Origin of the sequence: Ventosimonas gracilis (assembly GCF_001580025.1) — a bacterium.
Lineage (GTDB): Bacteria > Pseudomonadota > Gammaproteobacteria > Pseudomonadales > Pseudomonadaceae > Ventosimonas > Ventosimonas gracilis.
In genome coordinates this window covers 15,040-31,533 of the sequence record NZ_LSZO01000174.1, presented here as the reverse complement: position 1 = coordinate 31,533, position 16,494 = coordinate 15,040, and the positions used below count along the sequence as shown (strand labels likewise).

15 protein-coding genes and 1 pseudogene are annotated in these 16,494 nt (G+C 54.1%); 10 read left to right on the top strand and 6 right to left on the bottom strand.

What is annotated here, in order from left to right; genetic code table 11:
- The 5 genes and pseudogenes from AXE65_RS13380 to rsgA form a co-directional block, all read left to right on the top strand.
- Positions 1-265, top strand: a pseudogene (locus AXE65_RS13380) (hypothetical protein); the annotation flags it as partial.
- Between the two features lie 273 nt (positions 266-538).
- Entirely contained in the window at positions 539-2,215 is a 1,677-nt protein-coding gene (locus AXE65_RS09405; protein WP_068391349.1) for a glutamine--tRNA ligase/YqeY domain fusion protein, read from the top strand.
- The gene (gene cysS, locus AXE65_RS09400) at positions 2,215-3,594 is read left to right on the top strand and encodes a cysteine--tRNA ligase (RefSeq protein ID WP_068391346.1); all 1,380 of its coding nucleotides are present in this window, start codon (positions 2,215-2,217) and stop codon (positions 3,592-3,594) included. Before AXE65_RS09405 ends, cysS begins: the two co-directional genes overlap by 1 nt.
- A gap of 93 nt (positions 3,595-3,687) precedes the next feature.
- Complete coding sequence (dnaQ, locus tag AXE65_RS09395) at positions 3,688-4,422, top strand: DNA polymerase III subunit epsilon (protein ID WP_068391343.1); 735 nt, start codon at positions 3,688-3,690, stop codon at positions 4,420-4,422.
- A 279-nt stretch (positions 4,423-4,701) separates the two neighbouring features.
- Positions 4,702-5,703, top strand: coding sequence for a small ribosomal subunit biogenesis GTPase RsgA (gene rsgA / locus AXE65_RS09390; RefSeq protein WP_068391340.1), 1,002 nt, complete (start codon positions 4,702-4,704; stop codon positions 5,701-5,703).
- Here rsgA and creD read toward each other — a convergent pair.
- The 4 genes from creD to AXE65_RS14315 are packed head-to-tail and all read right to left on the bottom strand — an operon-like array spanning position 5,700 to position 8,486.
- Positions 5,700-7,118 carry a cell envelope integrity protein CreD gene (creD, locus tag AXE65_RS09385; RefSeq protein ID WP_068391337.1) on the bottom strand — a complete coding sequence of 473 codons (1,419 nt, stop codon included), beginning with the start codon at positions 7,116-7,118 and terminating at the stop codon, positions 5,700-5,702. The genes rsgA and creD overlap by 4 nt on opposite strands.
- Before the next feature lie 20 nt (positions 7,119-7,138).
- The gene (gene hisH, locus AXE65_RS09380; RefSeq protein ID WP_068391334.1) at positions 7,139-7,777 is read right to left on the bottom strand and encodes an imidazole glycerol phosphate synthase subunit HisH; all 639 of its coding nucleotides are present in this window, start codon (positions 7,775-7,777) and stop codon (positions 7,139-7,141) included.
- Complete coding sequence (gene hisB / locus AXE65_RS09375) at positions 7,778-8,371, bottom strand: imidazoleglycerol-phosphate dehydratase HisB (protein ID WP_068391331.1); 594 nt, start codon at positions 8,369-8,371, stop codon at positions 7,778-7,780.
- The gene (locus AXE65_RS14315; RefSeq protein ID WP_275574869.1) at positions 8,358-8,486 is read right to left on the bottom strand and encodes a hypothetical protein; all 129 of its coding nucleotides are present in this window, start codon (positions 8,484-8,486) and stop codon (positions 8,358-8,360) included. The genes hisB and AXE65_RS14315 overlap by 14 nt, the downstream gene beginning before the upstream one ends.
- Between AXE65_RS14315 and AXE65_RS09370 the strand changes: the two genes are divergently transcribed.
- The 3 genes from AXE65_RS09370 to AXE65_RS09360 all read left to right on the top strand — a co-directional run bounded on the left by AXE65_RS09370 (position 8,485) and on the right by AXE65_RS09360 (position 11,531).
- Positions 8,485-9,252, top strand: a complete 768-nt coding sequence (locus AXE65_RS09370; RefSeq protein ID WP_068391328.1) for an SIMPL domain-containing protein — start codon at positions 8,485-8,487, stop codon at positions 9,250-9,252. The genes AXE65_RS14315 and AXE65_RS09370 overlap by 2 nt on opposite strands.
- 348 nt (positions 9,253-9,600) lie before the next feature.
- The gene (locus AXE65_RS09365) at positions 9,601-10,548 is read left to right on the top strand and encodes a DNA cytosine methyltransferase (RefSeq protein WP_068391325.1); all 948 of its coding nucleotides are present in this window, start codon (positions 9,601-9,603) and stop codon (positions 10,546-10,548) included.
- Positions 10,545-11,531 carry a restriction endonuclease gene (locus AXE65_RS09360; protein ID WP_068391323.1) on the top strand — a complete coding sequence of 329 codons (987 nt, stop codon included), beginning with the start codon at positions 10,545-10,547 and terminating at the stop codon, positions 11,529-11,531. The genes AXE65_RS09365 and AXE65_RS09360 overlap by 4 nt, the downstream gene beginning before the upstream one ends.
- 112 nt (positions 11,532-11,643) lie before the next feature.
- Here the strand turns inward: AXE65_RS09360 and AXE65_RS09355 are convergent, their stop codons facing one another.
- Together AXE65_RS09355 and AXE65_RS09350 are read right to left on the bottom strand one after the other, a co-directional pair.
- Positions 11,644-12,306: a TetR family transcriptional regulator C-terminal domain-containing protein gene (locus tag AXE65_RS09355; RefSeq protein WP_068391320.1), complete on the bottom strand. Its 663-nt coding sequence runs from the start codon at positions 12,304-12,306 to the stop codon at positions 11,644-11,646.
- On the bottom strand, positions 12,293-13,795 hold the full coding sequence (locus AXE65_RS09350) for an aminotransferase-like domain-containing protein (protein ID WP_068391317.1): 1,503 nt from the start codon (positions 13,793-13,795) through the stop codon (positions 12,293-12,295). The genes AXE65_RS09355 and AXE65_RS09350 overlap by 14 nt, the downstream gene beginning before the upstream one ends.
- Before the next feature lie 142 nt (positions 13,796-13,937).
- Between AXE65_RS09350 and hydA the strand changes: the two genes are divergently transcribed.
- The gene (gene hydA, locus AXE65_RS09345; RefSeq protein ID WP_204376546.1) at positions 13,938-15,359 is read left to right on the top strand and encodes a dihydropyrimidinase; all 1,422 of its coding nucleotides are present in this window, start codon (positions 13,938-13,940) and stop codon (positions 15,357-15,359) included.
- A gap of 2 nt (positions 15,360-15,361) precedes the next feature.
- Positions 15,362-16,492: a 7,8-didemethyl-8-hydroxy-5-deazariboflavin synthase CofG gene (cofG, locus tag AXE65_RS09340; protein WP_068391311.1), complete on the top strand. Its 1,131-nt coding sequence runs from the start codon at positions 15,362-15,364 to the stop codon at positions 16,490-16,492.
- Positions 16,493-16,494: the final 2 nt, after the last annotated feature.

Sequence of the window (16,494 nt, the reverse complement as noted above, 5' to 3'; positions counted from 1 at the left end):
CCGCCAGACGCAAGCGGAATTTGTATGTGTCGAATGCGATTATGAAAACAATGCCGATGTCGTCGGCGCGATCAACATATTAAGGGCAGGGCATGCCCGGTTAGCCTGTGAAGTGAATCCTGAAGTAGGGGATCAGCAGCAGGAACCCGCCGAGGTGATTCAGCTGGGCAAATGCCTCGCTGGACGCGGTAGGAATCCACTTGCTTTAGCAAGTGAAGGATGTCAAGAGGTATCTGCTGATGAAACGTCTTTTTCTCTTTTTTAACAGTGGGCTTCGTTTGGCATTTGAAATGATGGTCTTATTTTTCAGTGTGAATAAGAAGTTGCGTGTCATCCGCGATAACAGCCAAAGCAACCGTTAAATGATCCCGGCTGATTGACGATTGAACAAAAAACCATAACCTTGTATGGTTGATAACGCAAAACCAGCTTTTTAAAATCAGTGACTTGTCACTTTTTTGCGTTATCCGTATTTCAGTAATGGAAAACCAGGATTGGATCAATAGCCAATCCCTTTTTGCAATTTTACGAGTAGTCCATGAGCTCTCCTGCTAATGAAGCCCCCGCCGCCGTTAATTTTCTGCGCAAAATCGTTGCCGATGATTTGGCAAGCGGCAAACACAGCCAAATAGTCACCCGCTTTCCGCCGGAGCCCAATGGCTTTTTGCATATCGGTCACGCCAAATCCATCTGCCTTAATTTTGGTCTCGCCGAAGAATTTGGCGGGCAGTGCCATTTGCGTTTTGACGACACCAACCCCAGCAAGGAAGAACAAGCCTATATCGACTCCATTGAAGAGGACATTAAATGGTTGGGCTTTCGCTGGCACGGCGCGGTGCGTTACGCATCCAATTACTTTGAGGTGCTTTACCAATGGGCGCTGCATTTGATTGAAAGCGGCAACGCTTACGTCTGCGACCTGTCCGCGGATGAAGCGCGCGCCTTTCGCGGCAGTCTGACCGAGCCTGGCAAAAACAGCCCGTACCGCGAGCGCAGTGTGGCGGAAAATTTAGACTTATTTAAGCGCATGAAAGCGGGCGAGTTTGTTGAGGGCAGCCGCACGCTGCGCGCCAAAATCGATATGGCCAGCGGCAATATCAATCTGCGCGACCCGGTGCTCTACCGTATCCGCTTTGCCCATCACCATCAGACCGGTGATGCTTGGTGCATCTACCCCAGCTACGACTTTACCCACGGCCAGTCCGATGCCATTGAAGGCATTACCCACTCCATCTGCACGCTGGAGTTTGAAGACCACCGCCCGCTTTATGAATGGTTTTTGCAGCATCTGCCGGTGCCCTGTAAGCCGCGCCAGTATGAGTTTGCCCGCCTTAACTTAAGCCACTGCGTCACCAGCAAGCGCAAATTGGCGCGGCTGGTCGCCGAAGGCTATGTGGATGGCTGGGATGACCCGCGTATGCCGACGCTAGCCGGGCTCAGGCGCCGTGGTTATCCACCTGCCGCCATCCGCCGTTTTTGCGAGCGGATTGGCGTGAACAGAGCAGGGGGCTTGGTCGATTTTGCCATGCTCGAACTCTGTGTCCGTGAAGAGCTCGACAGTAACGCGCCACGCGCCATGTGCGTGCTTAAGCCGCTTAAAGTCATTATCAGCAATTATCCCGCAGACGAGATGCAAACCCTGCAACTGCCGCGTCATCCCAAACAGGATATGGGCACGCGCTCTATTCCTTTTAGCCGCGAGCTTTATATCGACCAAGACGACTTTAGCGAAAACCCGCCCGCGGGCTACAAACGTTTGGTACTGGGCGGAGAAGTCAGGCTGCGCGGCGCTTACGTGATCAAAGCCGACAAGGTGATCAAGGATGAAAGTGGGCAAATCACCGCGCTCGAATGCCGCATTGACGCAGATACCTTGGGAGCCAATCCGGCCGGGCGCAAAGTCAAAGGGGTTATTCACTGGGTTTGTGCAGAGCACAGCATCCTTTGCGCGGTGCGCCTGTACGACCGCCAGTTCCAAGTGGCGCAGCCCGAGGCCGAAGGCGATTTCCTCGAAGGACTGACCGCAGAAGATATGGCCGCGCCGCTTTATACCAACTGCCGCGCGGAACCGGCCTTGCTGCAAGCCAAGACAGGCGAGGCTTACCAATTTGAGCGCGAAGGCTATTTTTGCCGTGACCGCGAAGACTTAAAGGGCAAACCCCTGTTTAACCGCACCGTGACGCTGCGCGACACCTGGGGTGAGGGCAAACACTGATGGCGCTTTCCCTCTACAGCACCTTAAGCAAATCCAAGCAGCCTTTTGTTCCGCTAAATGGCAAACAAGTGCGCCTGTACGTCTGCGGCATGACGGTCTACGACTATTGCCATATCGGACACGCGCGGGTAATGGTGGCCTTTGACCTGATTGCCCGCTGGTTGCGCCATAGCGGCTACGAGCTGACCTATGTGCGCAATATCACCGACATTGACGACAAAATCATCCGCCGTGCGGCACAAAACGGCGAGCCGTTTGAGGCTTTAACGCAGCGCATGATTGCCGCCATGCACGAAGACGAGGCGCGTCTTAATGTGCTGCGGCCAGACCTTGAACCTAGAGCAACCGAGCATATCGACGGCATGCAGCAGATGATCAGCACGCTGATTGATAAGGGCTACGCCTATCCGGTAGCAAACGGCGATGTGTATTACCGCGTGGCTCGCTTTGAAGGTTACGGCAAGCTGTCGCGGCGCAAACTGGACGAACTAAAAGTCGGCGCACGCATTGAAGCAGGCGAAGCCAAAGACGATCCGCTCGACTTTGTGCTGTGGAAAGCGGCCAAACCCGGCGAGCCAAGCTGGGATTCGCCTTGGGGCAAAGGCCGCCCGGGCTGGCATATTGAATGCTCGGTGATGTCCACCTGCTGCCTTGGCGATAGCTTCGACATCCACGGCGGCGGGCCGGATTTGGTCTTCCCGCACCACGAAAATGAAATCGCGCAAAGTGAAGCGGCGACCGGCAAACCCTACGCCGCCATCTGGATGCACGCAGGAGCGGTGCGCGTGGACGGCGAGAAAATGTCCAAATCCTTGGGCAACTTCTTCACTATCCGCGAAGTCCTGCAAAAATACCCGGCGGAAGTGGTGCGCTATTTATTGGTCGCAAGCCATTACCGCAGCCCGATTAACTATTCCGAAGACAGCCTGAAAGAAGCGCAAGGTGCACTGTCGCGCTTTTACACCGCACTGCGCGGCCTGCCTGAAGTCGTGCCGGCAGGCGGCGAAGACTTTGTAGCGCGCTTTAGCGCGGCAATGAATGATGACTTCAACACGCCAGCCGCTTGCGCGGTGCTATTTGATTTAGCCCGAGAAATTAACCGCCAGCGCGAGGCTCATCCCGCTATGGCGGCGGGGCTTGCGGCCAGATTGCGCGAACTGGGTAGCCTGCTCGGGATTTTACAAACAGGTGCAGAAACCTTTTTGCAAGAAGGCCATCAAGCAGACAGCGCCGCCATTGAAGCGCTGATTAACGCGAGACTTGCCGCCCGCGCCGCGAAAAACTGGAGCGAGGCCGACCGCATCCGCGCAGAACTCACCAATATGAACGTGCTGCTGGAAGACAGCAAAGACGGAACAACTTGGCGATTGGCAGGGTAGTAAAGTCGCCCGCTTGCGGCAGAGGGCAGGTTTTAAGCTCGCCGCCTGTTTTGTATTAGAGATCGGCTTCTTTAATTTGGATTTTGGCAAGTAATGAGTACTCAACCTTCCCCAGACCGTGTGGTCGTCCTGGATACCGAAACCACCGGTATGCCTGTTACCGAAGGGCACCGCATTATTGAAATTGGCTGTATCGAGCTTATCGGCAGACGCCTGAGTGGGCAGCAGTTTCACTGCTATTTGCAGCCGGATCGCGAGGTCGATGAAGGCGCGCAGAAAGTTCACGGGTTAACGGATGAGTTTTTGCGCGATAAGCCCAAGTTTGTTGAAATTGCCGATGAGTTCTTTGCGTTTATCGAAGGCGCACAACTGGTGATCCACAACGCACCATTTGACCTTGGCTTTTTGCACCACGAATTTGCCCTGATCAATCAGCACGAGCGTGCTGAACTTGCAAACCACTGCACGGTTATCGATACCCTTGCGCTTGCCCGCGAGCGTCACCCCGGCCAGCGCAACAATCTGGATGCGCTGTGCAAGCGTTACGGCATCGACAATTCTGGCCGCGAATTGCACGGTGCATTGCTCGATGCCTCGCTGCTGGCGGACGTGTATCTCGCCATGAGCGGCGGGCAGGCCAGTTTGTTGCAATCAGCTGGCAGTGGGTTAACTGGCGGATTAAAAACGGGCAGCGCTATTCGCCGCCTGCCAGAGAACCGCCGCAGGACCCCGGTACTTGCTGCGACGGCAGAAGAATTGGCCGAACACGAGGCTTACCTGCTGCTCTTGGAAAAAGCCAGCGGCAAGAAGCCCGAACTGTGGAATTAAGCCTAGGGCCTGTTCCCGCTTCAAACGTGGCCGCGACGGAGGCAGATTTTTCGCGCGGCAAGGCGCGAGAAGAGAAATTTGCTCATGCAAATGAACGACGAGCAACACAGCGGCGCGAAAAATCTGCCCCGTCCCTTCGGGCTGCGCCCAAAATTTCGCCATACGTTGTTGCAGCATTTGCCAAGGTTGTACACATTGGCTGCATGCTGCGCCTAGTCTGGCGAAATTTTGAGCAGCAGCGCGGCTCGCGTTTGAAGCGGGAACAGGCCCTAAGTCGCTATGACCAATAAGCGTCATCTCACCCGTCGCCAGCAGTTTCGTATCGACAAAATCCAGTCCGAACGCAGCGAGCGAGCACAGCGCAAACAGGCAAAAACACAGCTTGCGCTGGAAGGCGGCGAGTTGGGCGAGGAACAAAGCGGGCGGGTCATTGCACACTTCGGCCAGGCTATGGAGGTTGAAGCGGCAGACGGGCAGATGGTTCGCTGCCATCTGCGCGCCAATCTGCCGCCCTTGGTCACCGGCGATAAAGTGATTTGGCGGCAAGCGGCTAGCGGCGGCGTGGTGGTCGCCTGCCAGAGGCGCAGTAGCGAACTGTGCAGACCGGATAACAGTGGCAGGTTGCGCCCGCTCGCGGCCAATATTGACCAGCTCATCATTGTTTTTGCGCCGCTGCCGACCCCTCATGCCAATTTGCTCGACCGCTATTTGGTCGCCGCCGAACAAGCCGGTATTGCCCCGCTGCTGCTGCTTAACAAAGCCGATTTGCCCGAGGCGGGCATGCTGGCTCCGATGCTTTCGTTGTATCGCTCGCTTAAGTTTCCTCTACTGGAAGTGTCCGCACGTGCAGGCCAAGGCATGGACGCCTTGCAAAAGGTGCTGGCGGACAAAGCCAGCGTATTTGTCGGCCAGTCGGGAGTGGGTAAATCATCCTTGGTCAATCGACTGCTGCCGGATGCCGGACGGGCGATTGGCGAGCTGTCTGGCACGGCGGGCAAAGGCACGCACAAAACCAGCAGTGCGCGACTGTTTCATCTACCAAGCGGCGGGGATTTGATTGACTCGCCGGGTATCCGTGAATTTGATCTCGCGCACGTTAGCCGCGCCGCAGTGGAGGCCGGTTTTATCGAGTTTCGTGAACGATTGGGGCAGTGCCGTTTTCGTGATTGCAAACATCAAACGGAGCCTGGCTGTGCACTACTCGCCGCGTTGGCAGAAGGCCATATCAGCGAGCAGCGCATGCACAGTTACCGGCAGATTGTGGCCGGGTTGCGTGCCTAATCTTCCCGGCGAGAAAAAGCGTACCAGTCGAGTTTGCGCGTGAGCAGCATGACTGCGGCGAGCAAGCCAAAGACTAATATCGAGCCGATCAGTAGCGCGTAATCTTCTGCGCCGAGCAAGGCATAGAGCAAGGCGTATAGTGCCAGCAATAATCCGCTTAACGCCAAGCCGCGTTTTAAACTGGCTAATACGCCGCTAACATAAATACCAATCAGCAATACGCAAGCACCCGCCGAAGTTAAATAAGCGGGTAAAAAGCCGATATGTTCGGATAGTGACAATAGCAGTAAATAAAACAGCGCCAACGCAAAGCCAACCATTGCATATTGCATCGGGTGAATGGCTAAGCGCTTTAATACTTCAAATAAAAAGAATACGGCAAAGGTTAAGCCGATAAATAACAATCCGTATTTAATCGCGCGGTCAGTTTTGCGGTATTGGTCAACCGGTTCGATAAAATTAACGCCAAAACTTTGCTGATGGAAGTCGCTGCGGGCATAGCCGTTGTAGTCATAACTAACGCAGCCGCTGCCATTTTTTTCCGCACAGTTACGCAAGAACGAAAGCAAGCGTTCTTCCATATTGGTGGCAAAGAAGTTGGTTTGCCAATGGGCTTTAAAGCCTTTATCAGTAATCTCACGGGAAACCGGCAGAAAGTTGCCAAAAAAGCTGGGGTGCGGCCAGTTACTTTCCAACATAGCGGTGCTTTCGCGGCCAACCGGGTTAATTTGAAAACGACTGGTGCCTTGCAAGTCAAGGTTAATCACAAAGTCAAAATGCTGGGCGCTGCCGTCTTGTTCAAGATCGGGCAAGGGGGCATGAATGCCGCTGCCAAGCCCTGGCTCGCCACTACCGGGTTCAAAGAGCAGGTCTTGTTTTGGCTCGCCGCTTTTATTGATATAAGCCTCAACAGTATTGCGAATACCGCGTACATCACTGATGCCAATCGCAAGAAACGGCTGTTCAAACTGATAATCGGCAAAGTGTTCGGCAATGCCAAAATGTGCGGGCAGTGCAAAATGACCGCTAAGATGCCCTTCGTTTTTGTAAAGTCTGGCTTGGTAAATGCCGCGGTTCAGTTGTTCGGTAGCAAAGTGGCCGCGGTAATTGAAACGATCGGGCAGAAAATAAAGGCGACCGTGTACTCTGTGCTGTTCCTGTATGCGGCTGCCATCGTCCAGCGTTTTCCACTGGCGTTCTATTTTGCGGTAGGGCAATACCAATACCGGGCCGGTAATCAGTTGTGATTGGCTGGTGCTTTTTGCAATATCACTGATCACATCACGTTGCAAGTTTTGTCGCTCGCCAACCAGATGATCAATAAACAGCAGCGGAATCCACAAAAGCAGCATTAGCACAATAATAAAAAAGGCTTTAAGTCCCAGTCCAAATGAGCGAGGCAAGGTTTTTTGCATGAGAACGCTCCCTATTGAAGTTAAGCTTGTCCATTCCAACGAATAAAGTTGTGTAATAGTTGCAGCCCCAGGAAATGGCTTTTTTCTGGATGAAACTGCACGGCAAAGCGAGAGCCTTCGGCGAGTGCCGAAGCAAAGGTTTTGCCGTAATGGGTTTGCCCACTGATATGGGCAGGATTTTGCGCTTCAATATAATAGCTGTGGACAAAATAAAAGCGCCCGTTATCTTCCGTTTTATGCCAAAGCGGATGCGGATAAGTTTGTTTGACCTGGTTCCAGCCCATATGCGGCACTTTTAACCGCTCGCCATCTTCAAATAATTCGCTGCCAAAATAACGCGCCGTCCCGGGGAAGATGCCAAGGCCATCCACACCGCCGTTTTCTTCGCTTTTATCCATCAGCGCTTGCATGCCAAGGCAAATACCCAAAAACGGGCGGTCATGGCTGACTTCTTTAATTAACTGGCAAAGCCCCAGTTGTTTAAGCTGCGCCATGCAGTCTTTTATTGCGCCGACGCCAGGGAAGATTAAACGGGGAGCGGCGCGAATAATGGAAGGCTCACTACTAATATGTACTGAACGCGCGCCCACCGCTTCCAGCGCTTTACCGACGGAATGCAAGTTGCCCATGCCGTAATCAATAACGACGACCTCGGTCATTTACAGCAATCCTTTGGTGGAAGGCATTTGTCCGGCCATGCGCGGATCATGGGTTAATGCCATACGCAAGGCGCGGCCAAAGGCTTTAAACACGGTTTCTATTTGATGATGGGTATTTTGCCCGCGCAGATTATCAATGTGCAGACTCACCGCGGCATGATTAACAAAGCCTTGGAAAAATTCCTGGAATAAATCCACATCAAAATGACCGACGCGGGCACGGGTAAAAGGTACGTTCATAAATAATCCCGGGCGACCGGAAAAATCAATCACCACGCGCGATAAGGCTTCATCCAGCGGCACATAGGCGTGGCCGTAGCGATTAATGCCGCGTTTATCGCCCACCGCTTGGGCAAAAGCCTGGCCAAGGCTGATGCCAACGTCTTCAACCGTGTGATGGTCATCAATATGCAAGTCGCCTTGGCATTCAATATCAAGGTCAATCAGGCCGTGGCGGGCGATTTGTTCGAGCATGTGCTCAAAAAACGGCACGCCGGTTGAGAGCTTTGCTTGGCCGCTGCCGTCCAGATTGATGCTGACTTTTATTTTTGTTTCCAGCGTATTGCGCTGGATACTGGCTTTACGCCCGGCCATTGGCAAAGGCTCCTGTTTGCGGATGGATAAAGCGGCGATTATACGGCGCTTGCTCGACAGCTTGTTTATTTGTGTTTATTCTCGTTTTTTTTGATTCGAGTGAGGCAATGGCCATGAGGCATTCCTATCAACATGGCTTTAGTACTAATTGGCTTCTGGGGCTATTGGCCTTTTCTCTCTTTATCATAGTGTTGGTGGTGCCGCCAAAGCGGGCATCGACGGATAGCAGCCAAGCCACCCGGCAAAATCAGGTATCCCTAAGCGCTGAAGCCAGCCGCGAAATTGAGCACGACCTGATGCGTGTGACCCTGTATAGCCAGGTTGAAGGCGAACATCCAGCGCAGCTTGCCAAGATCACCACTGAACGCCTCAATGCCGCCATCGCCAAGGCGCGTGAAGTCACGGCGGTCAATCTGCAAAGCGGCAATCGCAGCACTTCGCCGGTCTACAGCCGAAACGGCGAGAAAATCCTTAAATGGCGCGAAAGTGCCGAGCTTCATCTGGAAAGCCAAGATATGACCGCGCTCGCCACGTTAACCAGCGCGTTATTGGGCGATGATTTAACCATGGGGCGGCGCAGTTTTAGCGTTTCCCGCGAAAGGCGTGCCGCCAATGAAGACAGCCTGACCCAAGAGGCCATTGCGGCTTTTCGCGCCCGTGCACAGTTGGCGGCAGAAGCGCTGGGTTACCAGCAGTGGCGCTTGATACAGATGAATCTGGATGACAGAAGTATCGCTGCTCGCCCGCTGATGGCTCGTGCACAATCGATGGATGGGCTGGAAAAAGCCTCAATGGATGATGGTTTTACCCGTCAACAAATCGAGGCTGGTCGCAGCACACTTGCCGTTCGCGTGGATGGGGTGATTGAAGTATTTGATTGACAGGGGAACGAACCTTGGGGTGTGCTTGTCCTGTTTATTTATATGTTATTACAATAAAATAGATGCTCACCGTCATCGAGACCGAAATGTTCCAGCGCTATGCCGCCCGTGTTTGGAATGACAGAGAGCGTATGAGCTTTATTGACCAAATAGCGCGACAAGCCTTGTTCTTTAGAGGCTGTCGCGAAAGGGTGGGGAACTCATTTCCATCCTGGATTTAAATTTTTAACTACATGATTTTATTGATACAAATTAAACCAATCCGTAGCAGAAGTCCGGTGACGGGGGCTTTCGCGACAGGCTCTTTAGAGGCTGTCGCAAAACATCTTTATTTGGGTTGAGTAAAGCATGACAAGCAATAAAAAATACAGCGTTGTTTCCCTGTTTTCTGGCTGTGGAGGCATGGATCTTGGTTTCAAGGGGGGATTCTCTTTTCTTGGGAAAGACTATCCCTCCCATGCTTTTGACATTGTCTGGGCAAACGAAATAAACGCTGCTGCCTGCAAGACGTATCAATACAACCTGGGGCAGGAAATCCATCACGGCGACGTTTGGGAAAAAATGGGACATTTGCCGAACAATGCAGACATTGTTATTGGAGGATTTCCCTGTCAGGATATTTCTGTCAATGGTAAGGGAGCAGGCATCAACGGCAAACGCAGCGGTCTGTATCGGGCAATGGTTGAGACGGTAGCCAAGCTCAAGCCCCGAATTTTTATTGCGGAAAATGTCAAGGGCTTGCTCATGCGCCAGCATGCGCAGGATTTGGAGCAAATACTGAACGATTTTAAAAAACTGGGCTACCGCGTCCGTTGCAAACTGCATTCTGTGGCGGATTATGGTGTGCCACAAACACGGGAGCGGGTCATCATCACGGGTACCCGCAATGATATGGAAGAGTTTTCCCATCCTGACGGCATGTTGGGCGCTGACGAATACATTACCGCGCAGGAAGTGTTGCATGATCTTGCTAATTTGGAGGAGCGTCCGGAAATCAATCATATCTGGAGCCGGGCGGGGAAAAGCCCTGATCAGGGCAATCGTCGTCTGCGGCGCGACCGCCCGGGTTACACCATTCGTGCCGAGTGTCACGGCAATATCCAGTGGCACTATGAATTACCCAGAAGAATATCCATGCGCGAGGCGGCGCGCATACAATCTTTTCCCGATGATTTCATTTTCTGTGCGGGGCTGCGCGAGACGGAACGTCAAATAGGCAACGCCGTACCGCCTGTTTTCGCTTGGCATATCGCCCGTGCCGTGGCAGATTTTTTGAATAACACAGGGAATGCATGATGCAAAAAGAAGTTTTTGAGCATCATCTTGAGCAGATAGCCGATCAATTGCGCTCAGAAGCAAGGCAAGCGCCGTTCACTACGTCAAAACAATTTGAAAACAGGGTGCGTGAAATAGCGCAGGAAGTTTTTTCGGGGCAGGGGGTAGAAATTGATTTTACGCCCCACCCGCAGGCATTTCCCGATATTGAAATCAACGAATATGGCATTGAGGTGAAATTTACCCTCAACGATGAATGGCGCAGCATTGGCAACAGCATCCTGGAAACGAATCGCATAGATTCTGTTTTGCATGTTTATCTATTGTTCGGAAAGATGGGCGGTGTGCCTGATGTACGTTGGGCGGAATACGAGAAAAGTGTCATGCATGTGCGCACATCCCATGTGCCAAGGTTTGAGGTTCAGATTGGTGCTGAAGAATCCCTGTTTGACCTCATGGGGATTGCCTATGACGACTTCCGCCAGTTGGAAATGCATGAAAAAATGCAATACATCCGTCAGTACGCAAGAAAGCGTTTGAAAAAGGGCGAACGTTTATGGTGGCTGGATGAGCATGCCTTGCCGATACAGGCCAAGCTTTTTACGGAGCTTGAGCAGTCTGAAAAAACAAGGTTAAGGGCGGAAGCTATTTTGCTGTGTCCACAAATCGTGAGATCGGGTAGAAGTCGAAATAAATATGATGACGCCGTTCTTTTTTTGCTGACTTGGCACGGCGTGGTTTGTCATCAGGCACGGGATATGTTCACGGCGGGCAGTGTGGGCAATCCTGAAAACGTCGATCATGGCGGGCTGTACATCATTCGTATGCTCAAACTGATGCAGAAAGATATTGAGGCAGCGGCATTGCGTATGGATGATGCCTTATTTGTCGAGTATTGGGGCGCTTCCGTGTCCCCGGAAAACAGAATCCGGGAGTGGTTGAAAAAAGCAGATGCTTATGCCGGGGGGCGATGGCTGCCTTCCAAAGAGTTGTTTTTGAGTTGACATCCACCACTGCCTAAAGAGGGTGTTGCAAAAGGGACAGGAAGCCCATTTTCATTCTGGATTTAAATTTTTAACCACATGATTTTATTGATATAAATCAAACTAATCCGTATCAGAAATCCAGTAGCGGAGCCTTTTGCGACACCCTCTGCAATGCCGCCAGCGCCATGTGGTACAGCGTGCTTTCTGCCGCGTTAAAAAACGCCTCGGTCATGCAGCCTTCGCCCAAAACCAGGCGCATTTGTACGGCAAAGTCTGCGTAGCACTGGGTTGCTGCCCAGACGATAAACATAAAGTGCTCGGCGCTGATAGGCGCGTGTTCGGGAGCCATCCAGCGGTTTAGCGTGTCGATGTCTTCGCGTAGCAGCGGCACTACGCGCGATTTGATTTGCCCGCCGTAGTGTTTTGCGCCGCTGACCACTTCCAGCGCAAACAGTCTTGAGCCGGTGGGGCGGGTTTTGGAGAACTTAAGCTTGGCGCGGATATAGGCACGCAGCGCTTGCTCGGGGGAAAGCTTGGAGTGCGCCAAAGCGTCCATGCTGCCCAGCCAGTCATCGAGCACCTCATCCAGCACGCGCTGATAGAGCGCAAGTTTGGTGGGGAAGTAGTACATCAGGTTCTGTTTGGAAAGCCCGGCAGCTTCTGCGATTTTGCCGACTGATGCGCCTTCAAAACCTTGGTTTGCAAAGACTTTTTCCGCCGCCAGCAGAATGCTTTGCTCTAAATCATCGCGCAGCTTGGCGCGTCTGGACGGGGCGATTTCAGACAGTGCCATGAGTCATCTCCTTGTCAGCTTGATGCGCTAGTTTGTGCAGCAAGGCGTGCAGTTTGGGGTGTTCGGCGTAGGCCACATTCAGCCGAAACCAAGGCGCATCCTGCGCATCCGGCGCGGTAAAGCGTAAGGAGGGCGAGAGGGTCACGCCCATCTTAAGCGCAAAGCGCGCAATGGCCAGCCCGCTGCTCGCTTGGGGTAAGTGCACGCAGATAAACGGGCCGCCGTCCGCTACCGCAAGAGGCGCAAGTTGCAGTTGATAGAGCCGTTCCAGCAGTATTTCGCGGCCTATTTCAAAGCGCGTTTTAATACGGCTGATATGGCGGCGAAATTCCGAAGACAGCAGCAAATGCAATAGGGTTTTCTCACAAAAATCTGGGCAACCGAGGCCGGTTGAAAGTTTCACCCGCGCGATTTTAGCAAGCAGTTCGGGTGCTGCGACCAATGAGCCGACGCGCACTAAAGACGGCAGGATTTTGCTGGTGCTGTCGATACGAATCACGCGCTTTAAGCCATCCATCAGCGCCAGCGAAGGCGCTGAACTTTCCGCCAGCGGGCGGAACACATCGTCTTCAATAATCTGAAAATCAAACTGCTGTGCGAGCGCCAAAAGCTGGTGCGCTTGCTCGCTGGAAAGATTAGTGCCGAGCGGGTTGTGCAGGCAGGTGCTGATGATGGCAAGCTTTGGCCTGTGTGCGCTGACGAGTTCGGCAAGATGCTGCAAATCAAGCCCGTCCGCCGTGCGTGGTACTTCGAGTACGCGGCAATTTTGCTGCGCGAGTAACGGACGCAGGCTGGGAAAGCTCGGCGTTTCAATCAGTACCGCGTCATTGGGTTTAAGCAGTGCGCGCAAGGTTAAATCCAGCGCATGCACCGCGCTGCGGGTCAGCAGCACATCGTCGGCGTGCAGATGAAAGCCCAACTGCTGTAAATGTGCCGCCAGAAACTGGCGCAGTTCCGGCAATCCCAACGGATGGGAAAATCCCTGCAACAATAAGCGCGGGCTGCGCAGTGTGGCTCGCGTGCATTCCTGTAACCATTTGGCGGCCGTCCAGTCTTCCGGCAGATAGGGCTGTGCGGCAGGCAGCAACTGCTGCTCGGCGGGATGATGAAAGAGTTCAGTGGACAGCAGCGCTGAGACCTTAAGCGGCTCTTCGCCGCTTGGCGCTTTTATTGCGGCCTCACGAAAATCATGGCGCGGCGCAACAAAATAGCCCGCACCACGGCGTGAGACCAAATGCCCGAGGGCGACCAGCCGGTCATAGGCTTCCACTGCGGAAAAAGCGCTGATGGAAAGCTGCGCCGCCAACGCGCGTACCGATGGCATGCGCGAAAGCGGCGCTAACTGCCCGCGTTGCACCTGTTGCGTGATTTGCTCGACGATTTGACTGACCAGACTGCCGCGCCCGCTGCGATCCAACTTCAGTAGCGGGGCAATTTGTACTGCTGTATCCGCCAGTACGTTTTGACGGGTTTTGTTGTAATTGTTCATGGAAAGGCTCACGGACGGTTCGCACAATCAGTCTTGATTTTGACTGCTGGCAAAATATTTTCCAATAGTAAAGCACACAAAGCGGCGGGCCGCCGAGCAACAAAAACAAAGCGGGTGAGGAGAATGCATCATGAGCAAGCTATTGAACCTATTGATTCGCGGCGCGACAGTGGTTAATGCCGATCGTGAGTTTCGCGCCGATGTGCTCTGCGCAGGCGGTAAAATCGTGGAAATCGGCGAAAATCTTGAAGCTCCAACCAATACCCGTGAACTGGACGCCAGCGGCGCTTATCTGCTGCCCGGCGGGATTGACCCGCACACCCATATGCAATTGCCCTTTATGGGCACGGTGGCGGTGGACGGTTTTTACGAAGGTACGGCGGCCGGGCTTGCCGGTGGCACCACCAGCATTATCGATTTTGTCATTCCTGCACCTCAAGAACCGTTGCTTGAGGCGTATCACAAATGGTGCGGCTGGGCGCAAGAGTCCGCTGGAAACTACAGCTTTCACGTGGCCGTGACCTGGTGGGATGAAACGGTACACCGTGACATGGGCATTTTGGTTAAAGAGCACGGCATTAACAGCTTCAAGCACTTTATGGCGTACAAAAACGCCATCATGGCCGACGATGAAATTTTGGTGAACAGCTTTCGCCGCGCCCTGGAGCTGGGCGCAATGCCTACGGTGCACGCGGAAAACGGCGAGCTGGTCTATCAACTGCAACAAGAGTTACTGGCCAAAGGCATTACCGGTCCCGCCGGTCATCCGCTGTCACGCCCGCCTGCGGTAGAAGGCGAGGCAGCCAATCGAGCCATTGCCATTGCGCAGGTGATTGGCGTGCCGATTTATATCGTGCATGTCTCTTGTATCGATGCCTTAAATGCGATTATCCGCGCGCGCACGGCTGGCCAGCGTGTCTATGGTGAGGCGCTGGCCGGCCATCTGGTCACTGATGATCGAGGCTACCAGGACCCCGACTTTGCGCGTGCGGCGGCCTATGTGATGAGTCCGCCGTTTCGTGAGAAAAAACATCAGGATGCGCTCTGGCAAGGCTTGCAAAGCGGCCATCTGCATACCACAGCGACCGACCACTGTGTCTTTTGCGCCGGACAAAAAGCCGCTGGCAAGGACGATTTCAGCAAAATCCCCAACGGCTGCGGCGGCGTGGAAGAGCGCATGGCGGTGGTCTGGGATGCGGGCGTTAATAGCGGCAAATTGACCCGTAGCGAATTTGTGCGCATTACCTCGGCCAACTGCGCACAGATTTTTAATATCTACCCGCGCAAAGGTGCCGTCGCCGTCGGCAGTGATGCCGATCTGGTGATTTGGGACCCGCATAAAAGCAAAACCCTGTCCGCTAAAACGCAGTTTTCCAAAGGTGACTTCAATGTGTTTGAAGGGCGCACCGTGCGCGGTTTTCCGGCCACCGTGCTGTGCAACGGCAAGGTCGTGTTTGAGGACGGGCAACTGATGGCCGAACGCGGCGCGGGCAGGTACATCGAGCGCGCTCCCTTTACCCCGCTGGCCGCGCCCTTGTGGCAGGCTGCGGCAGAAGCGCTCTAACCATGAAGTGCGAGCAGTGGTATCAGCTGGCAGATGCCCGTGCAGACGACTGGCAAGCGCTGATGCAAGCGGCTTGCGCTAAACGCGAGGCGCATTGGGGGCGGCAAATCAGCTATTCACGCAAGGTTTTTATCCCGCTGACCAACCTGTGCCGCGACCGCTGTGGCTACTGCACCTTTGTCAAGCAGCCCGGACAGTGCGGCGCGGGCTATCTCTCGGGTGCCGAGGTGCTTTCGATTGTGCGCCGTGGCGAGCGCTTAGGCTGCAAAGAGGCGCTGTTTTCGCTGGGCGAAAAGCCCGAACGACGTTACCCCGAAGCCCGCGCCTGGCTTGCCGATTCAGGCTATGCCAGCACGCTGGATTATCTGCTTGCCCAGTGCCTGAGAGTGCTACAAGAAAGCACGCTGATCCCGCATATCAACTGCGGCACGGCGAGTATTGAGGAGTTGTCGCGGATCAAAGCCGTCTGCGCGAGCTTTGGCATGATGTTGGAGAGCCTAAGCCCGCGCCTGCTGCACAAAGGCGGTGCACACCACGCCTGTCCGGATAAAGTCCCCAAACGCCGTCTGGCGACCCTGGCGGCAGCGGGCGAACTACAGCTTGCGACCACCAGCGGCATTTTGATTGGCATAGGCGAGACTTGGCGCGAGCGCATCGACAGCCTCTACGCGCTGGCTGAGCTACACCAGCGTTACGGGCATATCCAAGAAGTGATAGTGCAGAACTTTCGCGCCAAAGCGGGCACAAAAATGGCGCAATTCCCCGAACCCACAATGGACGACATGCTGCGCACGCTCACCGCCGCGCGGCTGATTTTGCCGGTAGAGGTTTCGCTGCAAGCGCCGCCCAATTTGCAGGAGCACTTTGAACGTTATCTACAGGCGGGCATTAACGACTTCGGCGGTATTTCTCCGGTCACGCAAGACCATATCAATCCCGAACGCGCCTGGCCTGCCATCGGTGAAATCGCGCGGCGCACAAAGGCTTGCGGCTTGCAATTGGTGGAACGGTTAAGCCTGTATCCGGCGTTTCAGCCGTTTTTGCGCGGCACCCCGGCAAAAGCGATTGCCGCGCAGGCAGGCGATAACGGCCTTGCCCGCGAGCAAAGCCATCTTGTCGCGCAGGAGGCGTAAAC